The sequence below is a fragment of the Streptomyces sp. NPDC005784 genome, from assembly GCF_042871525.1.
Classification (GTDB): domain Bacteria; phylum Actinomycetota; class Actinomycetes; order Streptomycetales; family Streptomycetaceae; genus Streptomyces.
The window spans coordinates 57,125-73,125 of record NZ_JBIAIQ010000002.1; the positions used below are offsets into that span (position 1 = coordinate 57,125).

The following is a 16,001-nucleotide window of genomic DNA, read 5'->3' on the forward strand; positions in this document are numbered from 1 at the left end:
CCATGGAGACGGGGAGCAAGCGGACCGACGAGAGCGCGATGTCGGAGCCGGTCTGGACAGGGCTGCCTCCGGGGTTGCTGCGGATGCGAAGGCTGTTGCTGGTGGTGTGGCTGGGGCTGCTGACGATCGCCGTCGGACTGCTCCTCGCCCTGTTCGCCGGTCCGGGCTGGGCGGCCTTCGCGCTGCTGCCGCTCGCCCTGGCCGCGTGGGGCTGGCGCATGCTGGGGCGCAACTGGCGCTCGTGGCGGTACGCCGAACGCGCCGACGACCTGCTGATCAGCCGGGGTGTGCTGTGGCGTGAGGAGACCGTGGTGCCGTACGGGCGCATGCAGCTGGTCGAGGTGACCTCCGGGCCCCTCGAACGCCACTTCGGGCTCGCCGGCGTGCAGCTGCACACGGCCGCCGCGGCGACCGACGCGCGCATCCCGGGTCTCGACCCGGCCGAGGCCGAGCGGCTGCGGGACCGGCTGACCGAACTGGGCGAGGCACGATCGGCGGGACTGTGAGCACGGCCTCCCCGGACTCCTCGGGACACACGTCCGCCATGCCCGGCGGTCCCTCCGGTACGACGGCCCTGCCGGGCGACGCCGACTCCGTACGGGAGGAAAAGCCGCTGTCCGAACGGCGGTTGCACCCCGTGACGCCGTTCCGGCGCGCGTGGGCGCCGGTCGCCGTGCTCGCCGGCTGGGCCGTCCACGACCCCAACCAGGCACAGGAGCAGCTGACCAGGCTCACCACGACCGCACTGCTCGTCGGACTCGCCGTGGTCGTCCCGGGCGCCGCTCTCTACGGCTTTCTGAGCTGGTGGTTCACCCACTTCGCGGTGACCGACACCGAACTGCGCATCCGTACCGGCCTATTGTTCCGCCGCACCGCGCACATCCGGCTCGAACGGCTCCAGGCCGTCGACATCACCCAGCCGCTGCTGGCCCGTGTCGCGGGCGTCGCCAAGCTCAAGCTCGATGTCGTCGGGACGGACAAGAAGGACGAACTGGCGTACCTGGGCGAGGGCGAGGCCCGGATGCTGCGCGCCGAACTCCTCGCCCGGGCCGCCGGGTTCGCGCCCGAGTCCGCCCGCGAGGTCGGCGAGGCGCCGGTCCGGCGGCTGCTGCACGTCCCGCCCGGCGTCCTCGCCGCCTCTCTGCTGCTCACCGGCGCCACCTGGGGCTCCCTGGCCGCCGCGCTCGTCGTCCCCACGCTGCTGTGGCTCGCCACGCACAGCGTGTGGACGGTCCTCGCGACCGGACTGCCGCTGCTCGGCGCGGCGGGCGCGCGCAGCGTGGGACGGTTCGTGGCCGAGTACGACTGGACGGTTGGCGAGTCGCCCGACGGACTCCGCATCGACCACGGGCTCCTGGACCGTACGCACGAGACCGTGCCGCCCGGACGCGTGCAGACCGTACGGATCGTCGAACCCCTGCTGTGGCGGGGCAGGTGGGTGCGGGTCGAGCTGGACGTGGCCGGGTCGTCGAACTCGGTGCTCGTGCCCGTCGCTCCGCGCGAGGTCGCCGAGGCGGTGATCGCCGCGGTGCTGCCCGGGGTGATCGTCCCGGCGTGCCTGGACCGGCCGCCGCGGCGGGCCGGCTGGTGCGTGCCGTTCTGGTGGCGCGGATACGGACTCACCGTCACCGACAGCGTCTTCGCGGCGCGCCACGGGCTGCTGCGGCGCAGCCTCTCCCTCGTCCCGCACGCGAAGGCGCAGAGCGTACGGCTGACGCAGGGGCCGTGGGAGCGCTTCAAGGGGCTCGCCGACCTCCACATCGACGCGGGCGCCGGCAGGACGGTGACGGCGCGGCTGCGGGATGCCCCGGAGGCGAGGGAGCTTCTCCAGGCACAGGCGGACCGGTCCCGCACGGGACGGCGGGAAGCCCGGCCGGACCGGTGGATGGCCCGAGGCTGAGGCAAGTACGGGGGCGGAGTTCGTGCGGAGGATGCCACGCCGCCCGCCGGCGCGGAGGGTCTGCGCCTTGAAACGGAGTGAGGGCAGTGGCGTGGTGCCACTGCCCTCACTCCGTTACGCCTGTTCGGCAAGCGGGCGGTTCAGGAAACCGCGCTCCGCAGCCCTGTCATGTTGATGTGCTCGGTCTCGTCGTGCGCGGTCAGATCGATGACCTGACGGTCGGCACCGCGCGAGGCCTCGCTCGCGGGCTTGAACCCGGACTCGGCCTCGGCCTTGTGCAGAGCGAGTGCCTCCTGACCTACCACATCGGCCAGGTCCTCGTTCTGCACGGCCTCCATCGCGGCGGCGTCCGACGCCTCCTTCTGCGTACCGAAGAAGTCGAACCCGCCCTCGACCGAGGGGCGTCGTACCGGCGCGGTGTGCGGGACGACGGCCACGGCCGTCGGCACGGTGAAGTGCCCGGACCGCTTGGCGGGAAGCGCCGCCCGCGCCGGCTGTGCCGCCTCGGCCTGGGGAGGCCTTGCGGAGGTCGCGGACGGGGCGGACTGCGACGGCTCGTCCTCGGCGGCCGCGCGCTGATGCTCGCCGACCGCCTCGGGCTTCCCCTGCGCCCCACCCGCCTCCGCGACGGAGTCCGAGGACGGACCCGCCTCGGTGGCCGGAGCGCCCTTCGGGGCCTCGCCGTTCGCGACCGTGTCCTTCGCCGCGACCAGTTCCTTCGTCGCGACCGCGCCCTTCGTCACGACGGCGCCCTTCTGCAGCGCCGCGCGCTTCTTCGCCGCCGCGTCCCTCTTGACCGCCGCGTCCAGCGCGGACTCGCCACGGCCGGGCCCACGGGTCAGGGACTCGGCCGTCGCCGGGTCGGCGTCGGGGTCGGCAGCCGGAACGGCGTCCTCGGGAGCGACAGCCGCATCGGGGCGCGCGTCCAGCAGCGCCAAGGCCACGGACGTCGAGACCGCCCCGGCCATGACGCCTTCGGCCTGGGCGCCCTCGGCCTGGGCGCCTTCCGCGTCTTGAGCACTGCCCGCTGTCCGGCTCAACGCCGCTCCGGCCCGCAGGAAGAGCGACGACCCGACCGGAGAGAAGACCTCGGGAGACTCGTCGGTCCCGGCCTCCGTCGGCACCTCCGCGTCCGCGTCCAGAGGAGCCGTGTCGTCGTCGGCCGCAATGAAGGCCTCGATGGCCTCCGTCCCGCTCCCGGACGCCGACACCGCGCCCTCGGACTCCTCGGACTCCCGGGACTCCTCGGGCTCCTCAGCCTCGTCCGGTTCCTCGGACGTCTCGACCGCCTCGGGCGTGTCCGGCGAGCCCACCGCGTCGGAGAGGTCCGCCGCGTCCGGGGAATCCGGCGTGTCGGGGGAATCCGGCGTCTCGGGGGAATCCGGCGTCTCGGGGGAATCCGGCGTCTCGGGGGATTCCGGCGTCTCGGGGGATTCCGGCATATCGGGGGATTCCGGAGTCTCCACCGCATCCGGAGCCGTCCGCGCGGCAGGCAGGGCGCGTGCCGGCACCGACGCCTCTATGGCGAGCTGCCGACGCCCCTCCAGAGCAGTCGCCCGCTCCGTCTCCGCCGTGGCGTACCGCCGCAGCAGCGCCGCGTGTTCATTGCGCAGGCCGGCCAGTTCGGTGCGCTTGGCGCGCAGCTTCTGCTCCAGCTTGACGCGCAGTTCGCGCGACTCGTCGAGGTCTGTCTCCAGTTCGGCGACGCGCTCCTCATGACGCCACTCGTCGCTCGCCCGCGCGCGCGTGAGGTCGGCGACGCGTTTACCCGCCGAGGTGTCCCAGCGGCGCATGACGACCGCGCCGGCGACCGCCGTCACCGCGGCACCCGCGGCCAGGACACGGAGCGCGAACGCATCCGTGAACAGCCAGGGCCCTACGGCGCAGACGAGCGACACGCCGGCGATCGCCGAAGGAGGCAGCACCCTGTGCAAGGGCGGGGAATGGCGGTGGCGTCCACGTGGCATGGCCAGAAACTTACCGCGCGTAGGCGAATCTTGGTGCCCCGCACGGTAAAAACCCAGTCACCCCGGAGCCTTTGTCCTGTACCAGGCGCCTACAGGGCACACCGCTTGTCCCACAAGGCCCGGCACGCCCGCCGGTCACGCCGCTCCTCGATCAATTCCGCCGGCTCCGGACGGTTCACCGAATCGGAATCATTGAGGCGCGACATTTCCCCGAGGGGCGACATTTCTCCGTACCGAGCACCCTAATTCGTCCCCTCGGCACGACACGGGACGACACGGCCCGACACGACCGGTCTCCGCCGCGCCTTCGGACGACACGGCGCGACACGGCCGGGCACCGCACGGCCCTTCAGCCGACACGGCCCCGGCGCGTCATGCCCTCGGACGGCACGACCCCGGCGCGGCACCCGTCAGCGGTCGCTCAGCCGCCCGCTGATCCACTGCAGTGTCCCCGGGATCTCCCGCCGCCAGGTGTTGAAGTTGTGGCCGCCGCTGTCGAGGATGATCGACGAGATCCTGGTGAGCCTCTTGGACTTCACCAGGTCTATGAAGCCCAGCGTGGCCTTGTAGTTGGATTCGCCCACCTTGCTGCTGGTGACGAGGAGCGAGGTGTCGGGCGCGGGCTTGTGCTTCAGGTACCAGCGCAGGTCGGCGGCCTGGCGCAGTGCCTTGTCGCCGCGGAAGAGGTCGCCCGTCGTGCGGTCGATCGGCGCCTTGTAGTACGGCGACAGGCCGGCGCCGGCGGCGTACACCCCGGGGTGGTGGACGGCGAGCTTCAGAGCGCAGTAGCCGCCCGTCGAGTCACCGATGACGCCCCAGCTCCCGGGCTTCCTGCCCACCCTGTAGTGGGCCGACACGGCGTCGGGGAGGTCCTTGGCGAAGAAGGACTCGGTCTGCGGACCGCCGGGGATGTCCATGCACTCCGTGTCCCGCGGGGGAGCGACGGTCGGCCGCAGCATGACCAGGATCATCGGCTGGCTCCTGGCGTTCCTGACCAAACGATTCTCCGTCTGCGGGAAGTGCAGGGCCGTGATGAGCGCCTTGGCGGTGCCGGGATAGCCGGTCAGCACGGTGACGGCCGGGAAGGTACGGGTGCGGTACTGCGGCTGGAAGTACTCCGGCGGCAGGTAGACGTACGCCGGCGTGGCGATGTGGGTCGTGGTGCCGACGATGTCGATCTTCTGGATCTGGCCACCGGTCTGCAGCCGGCCCCCGCCCGAGACGGCCACCTCCTCTGTGTCCACCACCTGGAGGGGGCCGCCGTTCGGACCGCCCGCGCCGTTGTGGTCGACGACCACACCCTCGCCCTTCTCCCGGCCCAGGAGATCCGCCCAGCTGGCGTAGAACCCGAACGCCTGGTTGGCGGACAGTCCGATCGAGGCGAACAACATCACCTGAGTGGCCAGGAGCAGCCCCACACGTCCGCTGACGGACCACCAGGTGCGCCGGGCGAGCCGCGGCCACCACCACACCGTGCCGATGAACAGCAGCACGGCGAGCAGGACCACCAATGCCAGCACCTTGTTGCTTGTGAGACCCATGGGCTGTTCCGCCTGCGCTTTCCGTCCGGGTCCGTCCCGCTCCTTGGCGAGGCCTTGCCCTGGACTTTCCTTGCCTTTTGAACCGGCTTTCCGGAAGGGAGTGAACCTGTCTCCCCAAGACACCGTCCTAGAGGGCGCAATGTCGCCGGATGCCGGAATGGCACCGGATTCAAGGTCTCTCGCCGAACCACGGGATGCGATGTCTGTCAGGGTAGATGGGGAATTGTCGGGTGGGGTTCCAGGCCGAACAGGTCGGACGCGGCGCATACTCCGCGGTCCGAGCCCGGAGGCCGTCCCCGCCCTGGTCGCCAGGGCCTGCACGCTCGTAGGCCTCCTGGACATCGCCGCGGGCGTCTTCCCGCGCTTCCGTCACAGCCGTATGCACGCCCTGGCCGAGGTGCTGCCCGGCGCGTTCGGACCCTTCGCCGCGGCGCTGTCGCTGAGCGCCGGGGTGCTCCTGCTGCTGCTCGCCCACGGGCTGCGCCGCCGCAAACGCCGGGCCTGGCGCGCCGCTGTCGTACTGCTCCCGGCGGGTGCCGTCGCGCAGTTCGCGTACCGCCACTCGGTGATCGGCGTCGTCATCTCGGCCGCGCTGCTCGCACCACTGCTGCGCAACCGCGACGAGTTCGCGGCGCTGCCCGATCCACGCAGCCGCTGGCGCGCGCTCGCCAACTTCGTTCTCATGGGCGCCGGTTCCCTCGTCCTTGGACTCGTCATCGTCAGCGTCCACGAGGACCGCATGATCGGCGACCCGAGCCTGGCCGACCGCATCAGCCACGTCCTGTACGGCCTGGTCGGCTTCGAAGGCCCCGTGGACTACGCCGGCCCCACCTCCTGGACCGTCGCCTTCTCCCTCGGCGCGCTCGGCTGGCTCACCGCCGTCACCACCATCTACCTCGCCTTCCGGCCCGAGCACCCCGCCGCGCGTCTCACGGAGGACGACGAGGTCCGGCTGCGCGTTCTCCTGGACAAGCACGGCGGCCGCGACTCCCTCGGCCACTTCGCGCTCCGCCGCGACAAGGCGGTGGTCTTCTCGCCGAGCGGCAAGGCGGCCGTCACCTACCGGGTCATCTCCGGGGTGATGCTCGCCAGCGGTGACCCCATAGGCGACGTGGAGGCCTGGCCCGGCGCGATCGAGCGCTTCATGGACGAGGCCAGGGCGCACTCCTGGACGCCCGCCGTCATGGGCTGCTCCGAGACCGGCGGCGAGGTGTGGACCCGCGAAACCGGCCTCGACGCCCTCGAACTGGGAGACGAGGCGGTGGTGGATGTCGCGGATTTCTCCCTCTCCGGGCGCGCGATGCGGAACGTGCGCCAGATGGTCAAGCGCATCGAGCGCGCTGGCTACGAGACCCGGGTACGGCGCATCCGTGACCTCGGCGAAGGCGAACTGGACCGGATACGGCGCGCCGCGGAGGACTGGCGCGGCACCGACACCGAGCGCGGTTTCTCCATGGCGCTCGGCCGTATCGGCGACCCGTCCGACGGCGACTGCCTGATCGCCACCGCGCACAAGGCCGACGACCGGCCCGGCCCGTACGGCGACCTGAAGGCCGTCCTGCACTTCGTCCCGTGGGGCGCGGACGGCGTGTCGCTCGACCTCATGCGCCGCGACCGCGCGGCCGACCCCGGTATGAACGAACTCCTCATCGTGGCTGCGCTCCAGGCGTCGCCCCGCCTCGGCATCGAGCGGATCTCGCTCAACTTCGCGATGTTCCGCTCGGCGCTCGCCCGCGGCGAGAAGATCGGCGCCGGGCCCGTGCTGCGCGCCTGGCGCGGACTGCTGGTCTTCCTGTCCCGCTGGTTCCAGATCGAGTCGCTGTACAAGTTCAACGCCAAGTTCCACCCGCGCTGGGAGCCGCGCTTCGTCGTCTACGCCGCCTCCCGCGACCTCCCCCGCATCGGCCTCGCCGCCATGCAGGCAGAGGGCTTCGTGAACCTCGCCCTGCCCCGGATACTGCGCCGCCGCACACGGGCCCCGCGTCCCTGCGCGCACACGGTGGCGGAGCGGGACATGAGAGCCGCGTAGCCGGTGTGCCGGGTGGTGCCCCGGAGCGGTGCCTCTCGGCCACTGCGCCGCACGGGGGGGCGCCGCCTGTCTCGGCCGGCCGACGGGCCGGGCGGGCGGCGGGGCAGGCGTGCGGCAGGCGGCAGGCGGCAGGCGGCAGGCGGCAGGCGGCAGGCGGGAAACGGGCCGCGAGTGGCCGAGGGTCCCGGCGCGAGGCCCCGGCGGGAGACATGCGCACCCGCGTACCGGGAACCACGGAGACCGGCAGGGGACGATGAGGCCTCCCGCAGGAGGCCTAGGCTGGACGTATGAGTAATGAGCGCGGGCGCGGCCGAGTCGCGGGACTGCCGACATGGGACCGCTGCGCGGTCATGGGGGTCGTGAACGTCACCCCCGATTCCTTCTCCGACGGCGGCCGCTGGTTCGACACGACGGCCGCGGTCAAGCACGGCCTCGGCCTGGTGGCCGAGGGCGCCGACCTCGTGGACGTGGGCGGCGAGTCCACCCGTCCCGGAGCCACCCGCGTCGACGAGGCGGAGGAGCTCAAGCGCGTCATCCCCGTCGTCCGCGGCCTCGCCTCCGAGGGCGTCACCGTCTCCGTGGACACCATGCGGGCCTCCGTCGCCGAGCAGTCCCTCGCCGCGGGCGCCGCCCTCGTCAACGACGTCAGCGGCGGCCTCGCCGACCCCGCGATGATCCCGGCCGTCGCGGCCGCGGGCGCCCCCTTCGTGGTCATGCACTGGCGCGGCTTCCTGGCGGGCGGGAACGTCCAGGGGACGTACGAGGACGTGGTCTCCGAGGTCCTCGACGAACTGCACGCGCGCGTGGAGGCCGTTCTGGCGGGCGGCATCGCCCCCGACCGCGTCGTCGTCGACCCCGGTCTCGGCTTCTCCAAGGACCCCGAGCACGACCTGGCCCTCCTCGCCCACCTCGACCGCCTCCGCGCCCTCGGCCACCCCCTGCTGGTCGCCGCCTCCCGCAAGCGTTTCCTCGGCCGCGTCCTGGCCGGCCCCGAGGGCGCCCCGCCTCCCGCGCGCGAGCGCGACGCCGCGACCGCCGCCGTCTCGGCGATCGCCGCCCAGCAGGGCGCCTGGGCGGTCCGCGTGCACGAGGTACGGGCCACCGCCGACGCCGTACGGGTCGCCCGCGCCGTCGAGGGTGCCCGGACCGGCGGGGCATCGGGTGCCGCCGGCGGTCCGGCCGCAGAGGGAGCCCGGTGAGCACACCGCGTACCGACGTCGAACAGGTCGAACTCGCCAACACGGCGTTCTACGAGGCGATGGAGCGGGGCGACTTCGAGGAACTGTCTTCCCTGTGGCTGGCCCCGCTGGACACGTCCGACGACGACTTCGAGGGCGAGGGCGCGGTCGTCTCCTGCGTCCACCCCGGCTGGCCCGTCCTCAACGGCCGCGGCGAGGTTCTCCGCTCGTACGCGCTGATCATGGCGAACACGGAGTACATCCAGTTCTTCCTCACCGACGTGCGCGTCTCCGTGTCCGGCGACACGGCCCTGGTCACCTGCACCGAGAACATCCTCAGCGGCGGCCCCGCCCCCGACGGCGGCGACGAGCTCGGCCCGCTCGTCGGCCAGCTGGTCGTCGCCACGAACGTGTTCCGCCGTACCGCCGACGGCTGGAAACTCTGGTCCCACCACGCCTCACCCGTACTGGCCGAGTCCGGCGAGGAAGAGGACGAGGACACCGCCGGTTGAGTGGGTATGCGGCCCGCAGGGACCAACAGGCGATTGGAACCGCCGACCCGGGGTAGGGACGGCTACCAACCCGTGAGCCGCGGCGTTCCCCAGGGGAAACGCCCGGTGAAGCCTCGTGGCCTTCACCGGGGCGCCACTCCCCGTGGGCGAGCGTTGTCAGTGCCCGCAGGTAGATTCGTTTGAGGCCGGTGCGCAGACCGCAGTCGGCGCATGACGGCCGTCACCGACGATTGCAGGAGTGATTCGCGTGGATCGTGTCGCGCTGCGCGGCCTCAAGGCCCGCGGGCACCACGGCGTCTTCCAGAAGGAGCGCGAGGAGGGCCAGACCTTCATCGTGGACCTGACGCTGGGCCTGGACACCCGGCCGGCCGCGGCCGACGACGACCTGTCGAAGACCGTGCACTACGGCATCGTGGCGGAAGAGGTCGTCGCCGTGGTCGAGGGCGAGCCGGTCGATCTCATCGAGACGCTCGCCGAGCGCATCGCCCAGACGTGTCTCAAGCACGACGGTGTCCAGGAGGTCGAGGTCTGCGTCCACAAACCGGACGCGCCCATCACGGTCCCCTTCGACGACGTGACCGTCACGATCATCCGGAGCCGAGTATGACCGCGTCCTTCATCGAGGGTCAGAGCGACCCGACCGTCCAGCCGGTGCCCGCCTCCGTGGTCGAGCGGGTGGACGCCGCCGACACGACCCTGTCCAACCCCCGCCGCGCGGTGATCTCCCTCGGTTCGAACCTGGGCAACCGTCTGGAGACCATCCAGGGCGCCATCGACGCCCTGGAGGACACCCCCGGCGTCCGGGTCAAGGCGGTCTCCCCCGTCTACGAGACGGAGCCGTGGGGCGTCGAACCGGGCAGCCAGCCCTCGTACTTCAACGCGGTCGTGGTGCTCAGGACCACCCTCCCGCCGTCCTCGCTCCTGGAGCGGGCCCACGCGGTCGAGGAGGCCTTCCACCGGGTACGGGACGAGCGCTGGGGCCCGCGCACGATCGACGTGGACATCGTGGCGTACGCCGATGTCGTCTCCGACGACCCGGTGCTGACCCTCCCTCACCCGCGCGCCCACGAGCGGGCCTTCGTCCTCGCCCCCTGGCACGACGTGGATCCCGAGGCACAGCTCCCCGGCCACGGCGCCGTGGCCCAGCTCCTCGCGGCGGTCACGAGCGACGGTGTCGCGGCCCGCACCGACCTGGAACTCCGGCTGCCCGAGTAGTCGTTAAGGTCAAGACGACCACAGGCCGGCCCGACACGGGAGTCGGCCGCAGGCGGGCTACCGAAGGGGCAACGTGAAAGAGCTGCGTATCAGGACACTGGCTGCCGTGTTCGTGGTGGCCGGAGTGTTGTCCTGGGCGGGCGCCCGCCTGTGGAACGCGGTGGGCACGCTGCCCCGGGTCCCGCTGGCCGCGCCCATCGTCCTCGCCCTGATCGCGATCGTCCTCCTCGCGACGGCCCTGTCGCTGCGCGCCCGTCTCAAGGCGCAGCGCGAGCGCCGCCCGGGCGCCAAGGGCGTCGATCCGCTGATGGCCGCCCGCGCGGTCGTCTTCGGTCAGGCGAGCGCCCTGGTGGCCGCCCTGGTGGCAGGGATGTACGGCGGCACCGGCGTCTTCCTCCTGGAATCGCTGGAGGTCCCCGCCCGCCGCGACCAGGCCATCTACGCCGGCCTCTCCGTCATCGCCGGAATCGGCGTGATAGCGGCCGCCTTCTTCCTGGAGCGCGTCTGCAAGCTCCCCGAGGACGACGACGAACACCACGGCGGGGCCGCTCCGGTGGCATAGCACGGCGACGGGCCTCGCGGCCCGAGGCGGGCCCCACAGCCCGAGGCCGGCCCGCGTGCGTCGGTGTCCGTTCCGCGTATCAGTTCCTAGCGGGCCATGATGAGGCTCATCGCCTCGTTGCGCGTCGCCGCGTCGCGCAGCTGTCCGCGCACCGCCGACGTGATGGTCTTCGCGCCCGGCTTGCGGATGCCGCGCATGGACATGCACATGTGCTCGCACTCGACGACCACGATCACGCCGCGCGGCTCCAGGATCTCCATCAGGGAGTCGGCGATCTGTGTCGTCAGCCGCTCCTGCACCTGGGGGCGCCGGGCATAGACGTCGACGAGGCGGGCCAGCTTGGACAGGCCGGTGATCTTGCCGCTGGTGGCCGGGATGTAGCCGACGTGCGCGACCCCCCTGAAGGGGACCAGGTGATGCTCACAGGTACTGAACACTTCGATGTCCTTCACCAGGACCATCTCGTCGTGTCCCAGGTCGAACGTCGTCGTCAGCACGTCCTCCGGCTGCTGCCACAGGCCCGCGAATATCTCCTTGTACGCCCGCGCCACCCGTCCCGGCGTCTCCCTGAGGCCCTCGCGGTCCGGGTCCTCGCCGACCGCGATCAGGAGCTCTCGTACGGCGTTCTCGGCACGCTTCTCGTCGAACTCGCCGATCACGCCCTCACCGTCCAGCGTCACGGGGTCGGTCATCTGGTCCTCGTTCCTGTGGATCCTGTGCGTGCCTCGACGCGTCCAAAAGGTGCGGGCACACGAAAATGCCGCGCCCCCCAGGCTAGAACCTGGGGGGCGCGGCATCCATTCCGGGCCTGGTGAGGCCGCCCGGAGCCGAGCGATGTCAGCTCTCGGTGCGGTCCTCCGGGGCCGCCTCCGTCGCCGGGACGGACTCCGTCGCGGTGGCGATGGCCGCCGCCGAGCCGTTCGCCCCGTTCGTCAGTGACAGCTCCTTGGGGGAGAGCACCGGCGGGCGGGTGGACGGCGCACGACGGGAGGAGCCGGTCCACGCGGGGCGGGCCGGGCGCTTGACGATGGGAGCGAAGACCTCGGCGATCTGCTCCTTGCTCAGCGTCTCCTTCTCCAACAGCTGGAGCACCAGCGCGTCGAGGACGTCGCGGTTCTCGACCAGGATTTCCCAGGCCTCGTTATGCGCGTTCTCGATGAGCTTCTTGACCTCTTCGTCGACGAGCGCGGCGACCTCTTCCGAGTAGTCGCGCGGGTGCGACATCTCCCGGCCCAGGAAGGGCTCGGTGTTGTCGCCGCCGAACTTGATCGCGCCGAGACGCTCGGTCATGCCGTACTGCGTGACCATCGCGCGAGCGGTGGCCGTGGCCTTCTCGATGTCGTTCGCGGCACCCGTGGTCGGGTCGTGGAAGACGAGCTCCTCGGCAGCGCGGCCGCCCAGCATGTACGCGAGCTGGTCCAGCATCTCGTTGCGCGTGGTGGAGTACCTGTCCTCGTCCGGCAGGACCATCGTGTAGCCGAGGGCACGACCACGCGACAAGATCGTGATCTTGTGGACCGGGTCGGAGTTCGGGGAAGCCGCCGCGACCAGGGCGTGTCCGCCCTCGTGGTACGCGGTGATCTTCTTTTCCTTGTCCGACATGATCCTGGTCCGCTTCTGCGGGCCCGCGACCACGCGGTCGATCGCCTCGTCCAGCATGTTGTTGTCGACAAGCTTCCCGTTGGCGCGCGCGGTGAGCAGCGCCGCCTCGTTCAGCACGTTCGCCAGGTCGGCGCCCGTGAAGCCGGGGGTCCGACGCGCCACCGCGGACAGGTCGACGTCCGGAGCGACCGGCTTGCCCTTCTGGTGAACCTTGAGGATCTCCAGACGGCCCTGCATGTCCGGGCGGTCGACCGCGATCTGGCGGTCGAAGCGGCCGGGGCGCAGGAGGGCCGGGTCGAGGATGTCGGGCCGGTTCGTGGCCGCGATCAGGATGACGCCGCCCTTCACGTCGAAGCCGTCCATCTCGACGAGCAGCTGGTTGAGGGTCTGCTCGCGCTCGTCGTGACCACCGCCGAGGCCGGCGCCGCGATGGCGGCCGACCGCGTCGATCTCGTCGACGAAGACGATCGCCGGAGCGTTCGCCTTGGCCTGCTCGAACAGGTCACGGACTCGGGAGGCACCGACACCGACGAACATCTCGACGAAGTCGGAACCCGAGATCGAGTAGAAGGGAACGCCGGCTTCGCCCGCGACGGCCCGCGCGAGGAGCGTCTTGCCCGTACCGGGAGGCCCGTACAGCAGGACACCCTTCGGGATCTTCGCGCCGACGGCCTGGAACTTCGCCGGCTCCTGGAGGAACTCCTTGATCTCCTGGAGCTCCTCGACGGCCTCGTCCGAGCCCGCGACGTCCGAGAACGTCGTCTTCGGGGTGTCCTTGGTGATGAGCTTCGCCTTGGACTTCCCGAAGTTCATGACCCGGGAGCCGCCACCCTGCATCTGGTTCATCAGGAACAGGAAGACGACGACGATGAGGACGAAGGGCAGCAGAGACAGCAGGATGCCCACGAAGGGGTTCTGCTTGGACGGCGAGACCGTGTAGCCGTCCGGAATCTGCTTGTTCTGGTACTTGTCCTGCAGTGTATTGGCCAGGGCCACGCCCTGGTCGCCGATGTAGCTCGCCTGGATCTTCGAGCTGCCGTCAACCTTCTCGCCGTCCTTCAGCGAGACTTTGATGACCTGCTCGTCGCCAGTGGTGATCTTGGCTGACTGGGCCTTGTTGTCGTTGATCGCCCGGACGACCTGGCCGGTGTCCACCGTCTTGTAGCCGCCGGACGAACCGACGACCTGCATCAACACGACCACGGCAAGGACGGCCAGCACGATCCACATGACCGGCCCACGGAAGTATCGCTTCACGTCCATCCATACGGAGCGGTGCCGCCCCGTCCCTCCTGCCATAGTGAGTTTGATAAAGACTGTTCTTCGGACGGTACCCCAGCATTGTCACCCGAAGCCGCAGGGGACTGCTGGCAATCCCGTCCACGCATGCTCCAACGCCGCGAAACCCGCTGGGGTTCCCGAACGTCTTGGAAGGACTGAGGCGCCCTCAGGAAGAGGGCGTTCAGCCGCCGTAGACGTGAGGCGCGAGCGTACCGACGAACGGGAGATTGCGGTACTTCTCGGCGTAGTCCAGGCCGTACCCGATGACGAACTCGTTCGGGATGTCGAAGCCCACCCACTCCACGTCGATCGCGACCTTCGCCGCGTCCGGCTTGCGCAGCAGCGTGCACACCTTGAGCGAGGCGGGCTCGCGGGAGCCGAGGTTGGAGATCAGCCAGGACAGGGTCAGCCCGGAGTCGATGATGTCCTCGACGATCAGGACGTGCTTGCCCTTGATGTCGGTGTCGAGGTCCTTGAGGATCCGCACCACGCCGGAGGACTGGGTGCCCGCGCCGTAAGACGACACGGCCATCCAGTCCATGGTGACGGGGGTGGACAGCGCACGCGCGAGGTCCGCCATGACCATCACGGCGCCCTTGAGCACTCCGACGATCAGCAGGTCCTTGCCCGCGTACTCCGCGTCGATCTTCGCGGCCAGCTCAACCAGCTTCGCGTCGATCTCTTCCTTGGTGATGAGCACCGACTTGAGGTCGGTGCCCATGTCTTTCGCGTCCACCCGCATCACTTTCGGTCGTCCGTCCCACTTTTTTGGGCTCGTTCACCTTCAGGGCGCCCGTGTCACTGGCGGCGGTCCCCTTACGGCTCACCGTCGCGGCCGCTCGGACCACCCGCGACCCGAGTGAAGGGGTCCCGGGGAGCCGCGCGAGCGGCCCCGGTGCAGGGTCCGGTTTCAGCCTTGCCGAATCACCAGTCTGCCACCCTGGCGCTGAGCGACGACTTTGCCCGGGAGATTGATGGCCCCCTGACCGCGCCATCCGGTGATCAAGCGGTCGATTTCCTCGATGTGGCGGGCGAACAGCGAACCCGCCGGAGCGCCCGCCTCGATGGCCGCACGGCGCAGGATCCGGCGGCGTACGGCGGGTGGCAGGGCGTAGAGCTTGGCGCACTCCAGGAGGCCGGCCGCGTCGCGTACGGACGCCTCCGCCTGGCTGGCCCACGCGTCGAGGGCGTCGGCATCGTCCCGGGAGAGCTGGGCCGTACGGGCGAGTGCCTCGACGACTCCTTTGCCGAGTGCCTTCTCCAGGGCGGGCAGGCCCTCGTGGCGGAGCCGGGAGCGGGTGTAGGCCGGATCGGCGTTGTGCGGGTCGTCCCAGACGGGCAGCGACTGGACCATGCACGCCTTGCGGGCGGTCTGCCGGTCCAGGTGCAGGAAGGGACGGCGGTAACGGCCGTCGGCCCCCGAGACCGCGGCCATTCCGGACAGCGAGCGGATGCCGGAGCCGCGGGCGAGGCCGAGCAGGACCGTCTCTGCCTGATCGTCGCGGGTGTGGCCGAGGAGGATCGCGGAGGCGCCGTGGCGCTCGGCGGCGGAGTCCAGGGCGGCGTACCGGGCGTCGCGGGCGGCGGCCTCGGGGCCCCCGTCGCGGCCGACGGTGACGGCGATGGACTCGGCCGGGGCGAGCCCCAGCTCGGTGAGGCGCACCACGACTTCGTCGGCGCGCAGGTCGGAGCCGGGCTGCAGACCGTGATCGACGGTGATGCCACCGGCGCGGATGCCGAGTTTCGGGGCTTCGAAGGCGAGGGCGGAGGCGAGCGCCATGGAGTCGGCGCCGCCGGAGCAGGCGACGAGCACGAGCGGCGCCGGGGCCCCGTCCTCGCCCGGCAGGCGCCGGGAGTTCGCGGCGGGCCGGTCATGCGGGGCCCGTGCGGGCGCGGTCATGCTGCGCCGTGTTCCGGGGGCGGGGACGCGCTCCGCGTCGGGCGCGCAGGGGCGCGCGGCACCGCGTGCGGGCGTACGCCGGGTGTCGGGGGCGGGCGGTTGGTCGGTGAGGATGTCGTGGAGTACGCGGCGGACCGCCAGGCGTATCGCCGCGACCGCAGGATGGGGACCCATGTCCGGTTCCCTTCATGAAGTTTTCGGGGGGTTAGCCCGGGATCGGTCACTCAGAGTGTGTCGATGGTGACAGAACCGGGGCGTTCCCCGAGCATTGCACGCCTACCCATGCTCCACGGTCCCTCGGACGGGTGACAGCA

At 71.2% G+C, this 16,001-nt stretch carries 14 protein-coding genes; 8 read left to right on the forward strand and 6 right to left on the reverse strand.

Translation table 11 applies throughout. The features are described 5' to 3' along the window. Positions 1–2 precede the first annotated feature (2 nt). Both ACFYR3_RS03200 and ACFYR3_RS03205 read left to right on the forward strand, forming a co-directional pair. Positions 3–506 (forward strand): PH domain-containing protein, encoded by a 504-nt coding sequence (locus tag ACFYR3_RS03200; protein WP_389281268.1) that lies wholly within the window; start codon positions 3–5, stop codon positions 504–506. Between the two features lie 38 nt (positions 507–544). Next, positions 545–1,900, forward strand: a complete 1,356-nt coding sequence (locus ACFYR3_RS03205) for a PH domain-containing protein (protein WP_355842970.1) — start codon at positions 545–547, stop codon at positions 1,898–1,900. Between the two features lie 140 nt (positions 1,901–2,040). Here the strand turns inward: ACFYR3_RS03205 and ACFYR3_RS03210 are convergent, their stop codons facing one another. Next, entirely contained in the window at positions 2,041–3,867 is a 1,827-nt protein-coding gene (locus tag ACFYR3_RS03210) for a hypothetical protein (RefSeq protein WP_389281270.1), read from the reverse strand. A gap of 410 nt (positions 3,868–4,277) precedes the next feature. Next, positions 4,278–5,408: an alpha/beta hydrolase-fold protein gene (locus tag ACFYR3_RS03215; protein WP_355842676.1), complete on the reverse strand. Its 1,131-nt coding sequence runs from the start codon at positions 5,406–5,408 to the stop codon at positions 4,278–4,280. A 199-nt stretch (positions 5,409–5,607) separates the two neighbouring features. Here ACFYR3_RS03215 and ACFYR3_RS03220 point away from each other — a divergent pair, with 199 nt between their 5' ends. The 6 genes from ACFYR3_RS03220 to ACFYR3_RS03245 all read left to right on the forward strand — a co-directional run bounded on the left by ACFYR3_RS03220 (position 5,608) and on the right by ACFYR3_RS03245 (position 10,904). After that, positions 5,608–7,437, forward strand: coding sequence for a phosphatidylglycerol lysyltransferase domain-containing protein (locus ACFYR3_RS03220; RefSeq protein ID WP_389281272.1), 1,830 nt, complete (start codon positions 5,608–5,610; stop codon positions 7,435–7,437). A 287-nt stretch (positions 7,438–7,724) separates the two neighbouring features. Continuing rightward, positions 7,725–8,636: a dihydropteroate synthase gene (gene folP, locus ACFYR3_RS03225; protein ID WP_356783994.1), complete on the forward strand. Its 912-nt coding sequence runs from the start codon at positions 7,725–7,727 to the stop codon at positions 8,634–8,636. Next, positions 8,633–9,127 (forward strand): nuclear transport factor 2 family protein, encoded by a 495-nt coding sequence (locus ACFYR3_RS03230; protein ID WP_356783996.1) that lies wholly within the window; start codon positions 8,633–8,635, stop codon positions 9,125–9,127. The genes folP and ACFYR3_RS03230 overlap by 4 nt, the downstream gene beginning before the upstream one ends. A gap of 247 nt (positions 9,128–9,374) precedes the next feature. Beyond that, complete coding sequence (gene folB, locus ACFYR3_RS03235; RefSeq protein ID WP_355842688.1) at positions 9,375–9,734, forward strand: dihydroneopterin aldolase; 360 nt, start codon at positions 9,375–9,377, stop codon at positions 9,732–9,734. Further along, positions 9,731–10,342, forward strand: a complete 612-nt coding sequence (gene folK, locus ACFYR3_RS03240) for a 2-amino-4-hydroxy-6-hydroxymethyldihydropteridine diphosphokinase (protein ID WP_355842691.1) — start codon at positions 9,731–9,733, stop codon at positions 10,340–10,342. The genes folB and folK overlap by 4 nt, the downstream gene beginning before the upstream one ends. A 73-nt stretch (positions 10,343–10,415) precedes the next feature. Next, entirely contained in the window at positions 10,416–10,904 is a 489-nt protein-coding gene (locus tag ACFYR3_RS03245) for a DUF3180 domain-containing protein (protein ID WP_261704685.1), read from the forward strand. 86 nt (positions 10,905–10,990) lie between these two features. Here the strand turns inward: ACFYR3_RS03245 and folE are convergent, their stop codons facing one another. The 4 genes from folE to tilS form a co-directional block, all read right to left on the reverse strand. Next, entirely contained in the window at positions 10,991–11,596 is a 606-nt protein-coding gene (gene folE / locus ACFYR3_RS03250; protein WP_266761221.1) for a GTP cyclohydrolase I FolE, read from the reverse strand. 145 nt (positions 11,597–11,741) lie between these two features. Further along, positions 11,742–13,769: an ATP-dependent zinc metalloprotease FtsH gene (gene ftsH / locus ACFYR3_RS03255; protein WP_355842973.1), complete on the reverse strand. Its 2,028-nt coding sequence runs from the start codon at positions 13,767–13,769 to the stop codon at positions 11,742–11,744. A gap of 199 nt (positions 13,770–13,968) precedes the next feature. Beyond that, on the reverse strand, positions 13,969–14,529 hold the full coding sequence (gene hpt, locus ACFYR3_RS03260; RefSeq protein ID WP_261704688.1) for a hypoxanthine phosphoribosyltransferase: 561 nt from the start codon (positions 14,527–14,529) through the stop codon (positions 13,969–13,971). Positions 14,530–14,697: 168 nt separating this feature from the next. After that, positions 14,698–15,861: a tRNA lysidine(34) synthetase TilS gene (gene tilS, locus ACFYR3_RS03265; protein WP_389281277.1), complete on the reverse strand. Its 1,164-nt coding sequence runs from the start codon at positions 15,859–15,861 to the stop codon at positions 14,698–14,700. Between the last annotated feature and the right edge of the window lie 140 nt (positions 15,862–16,001).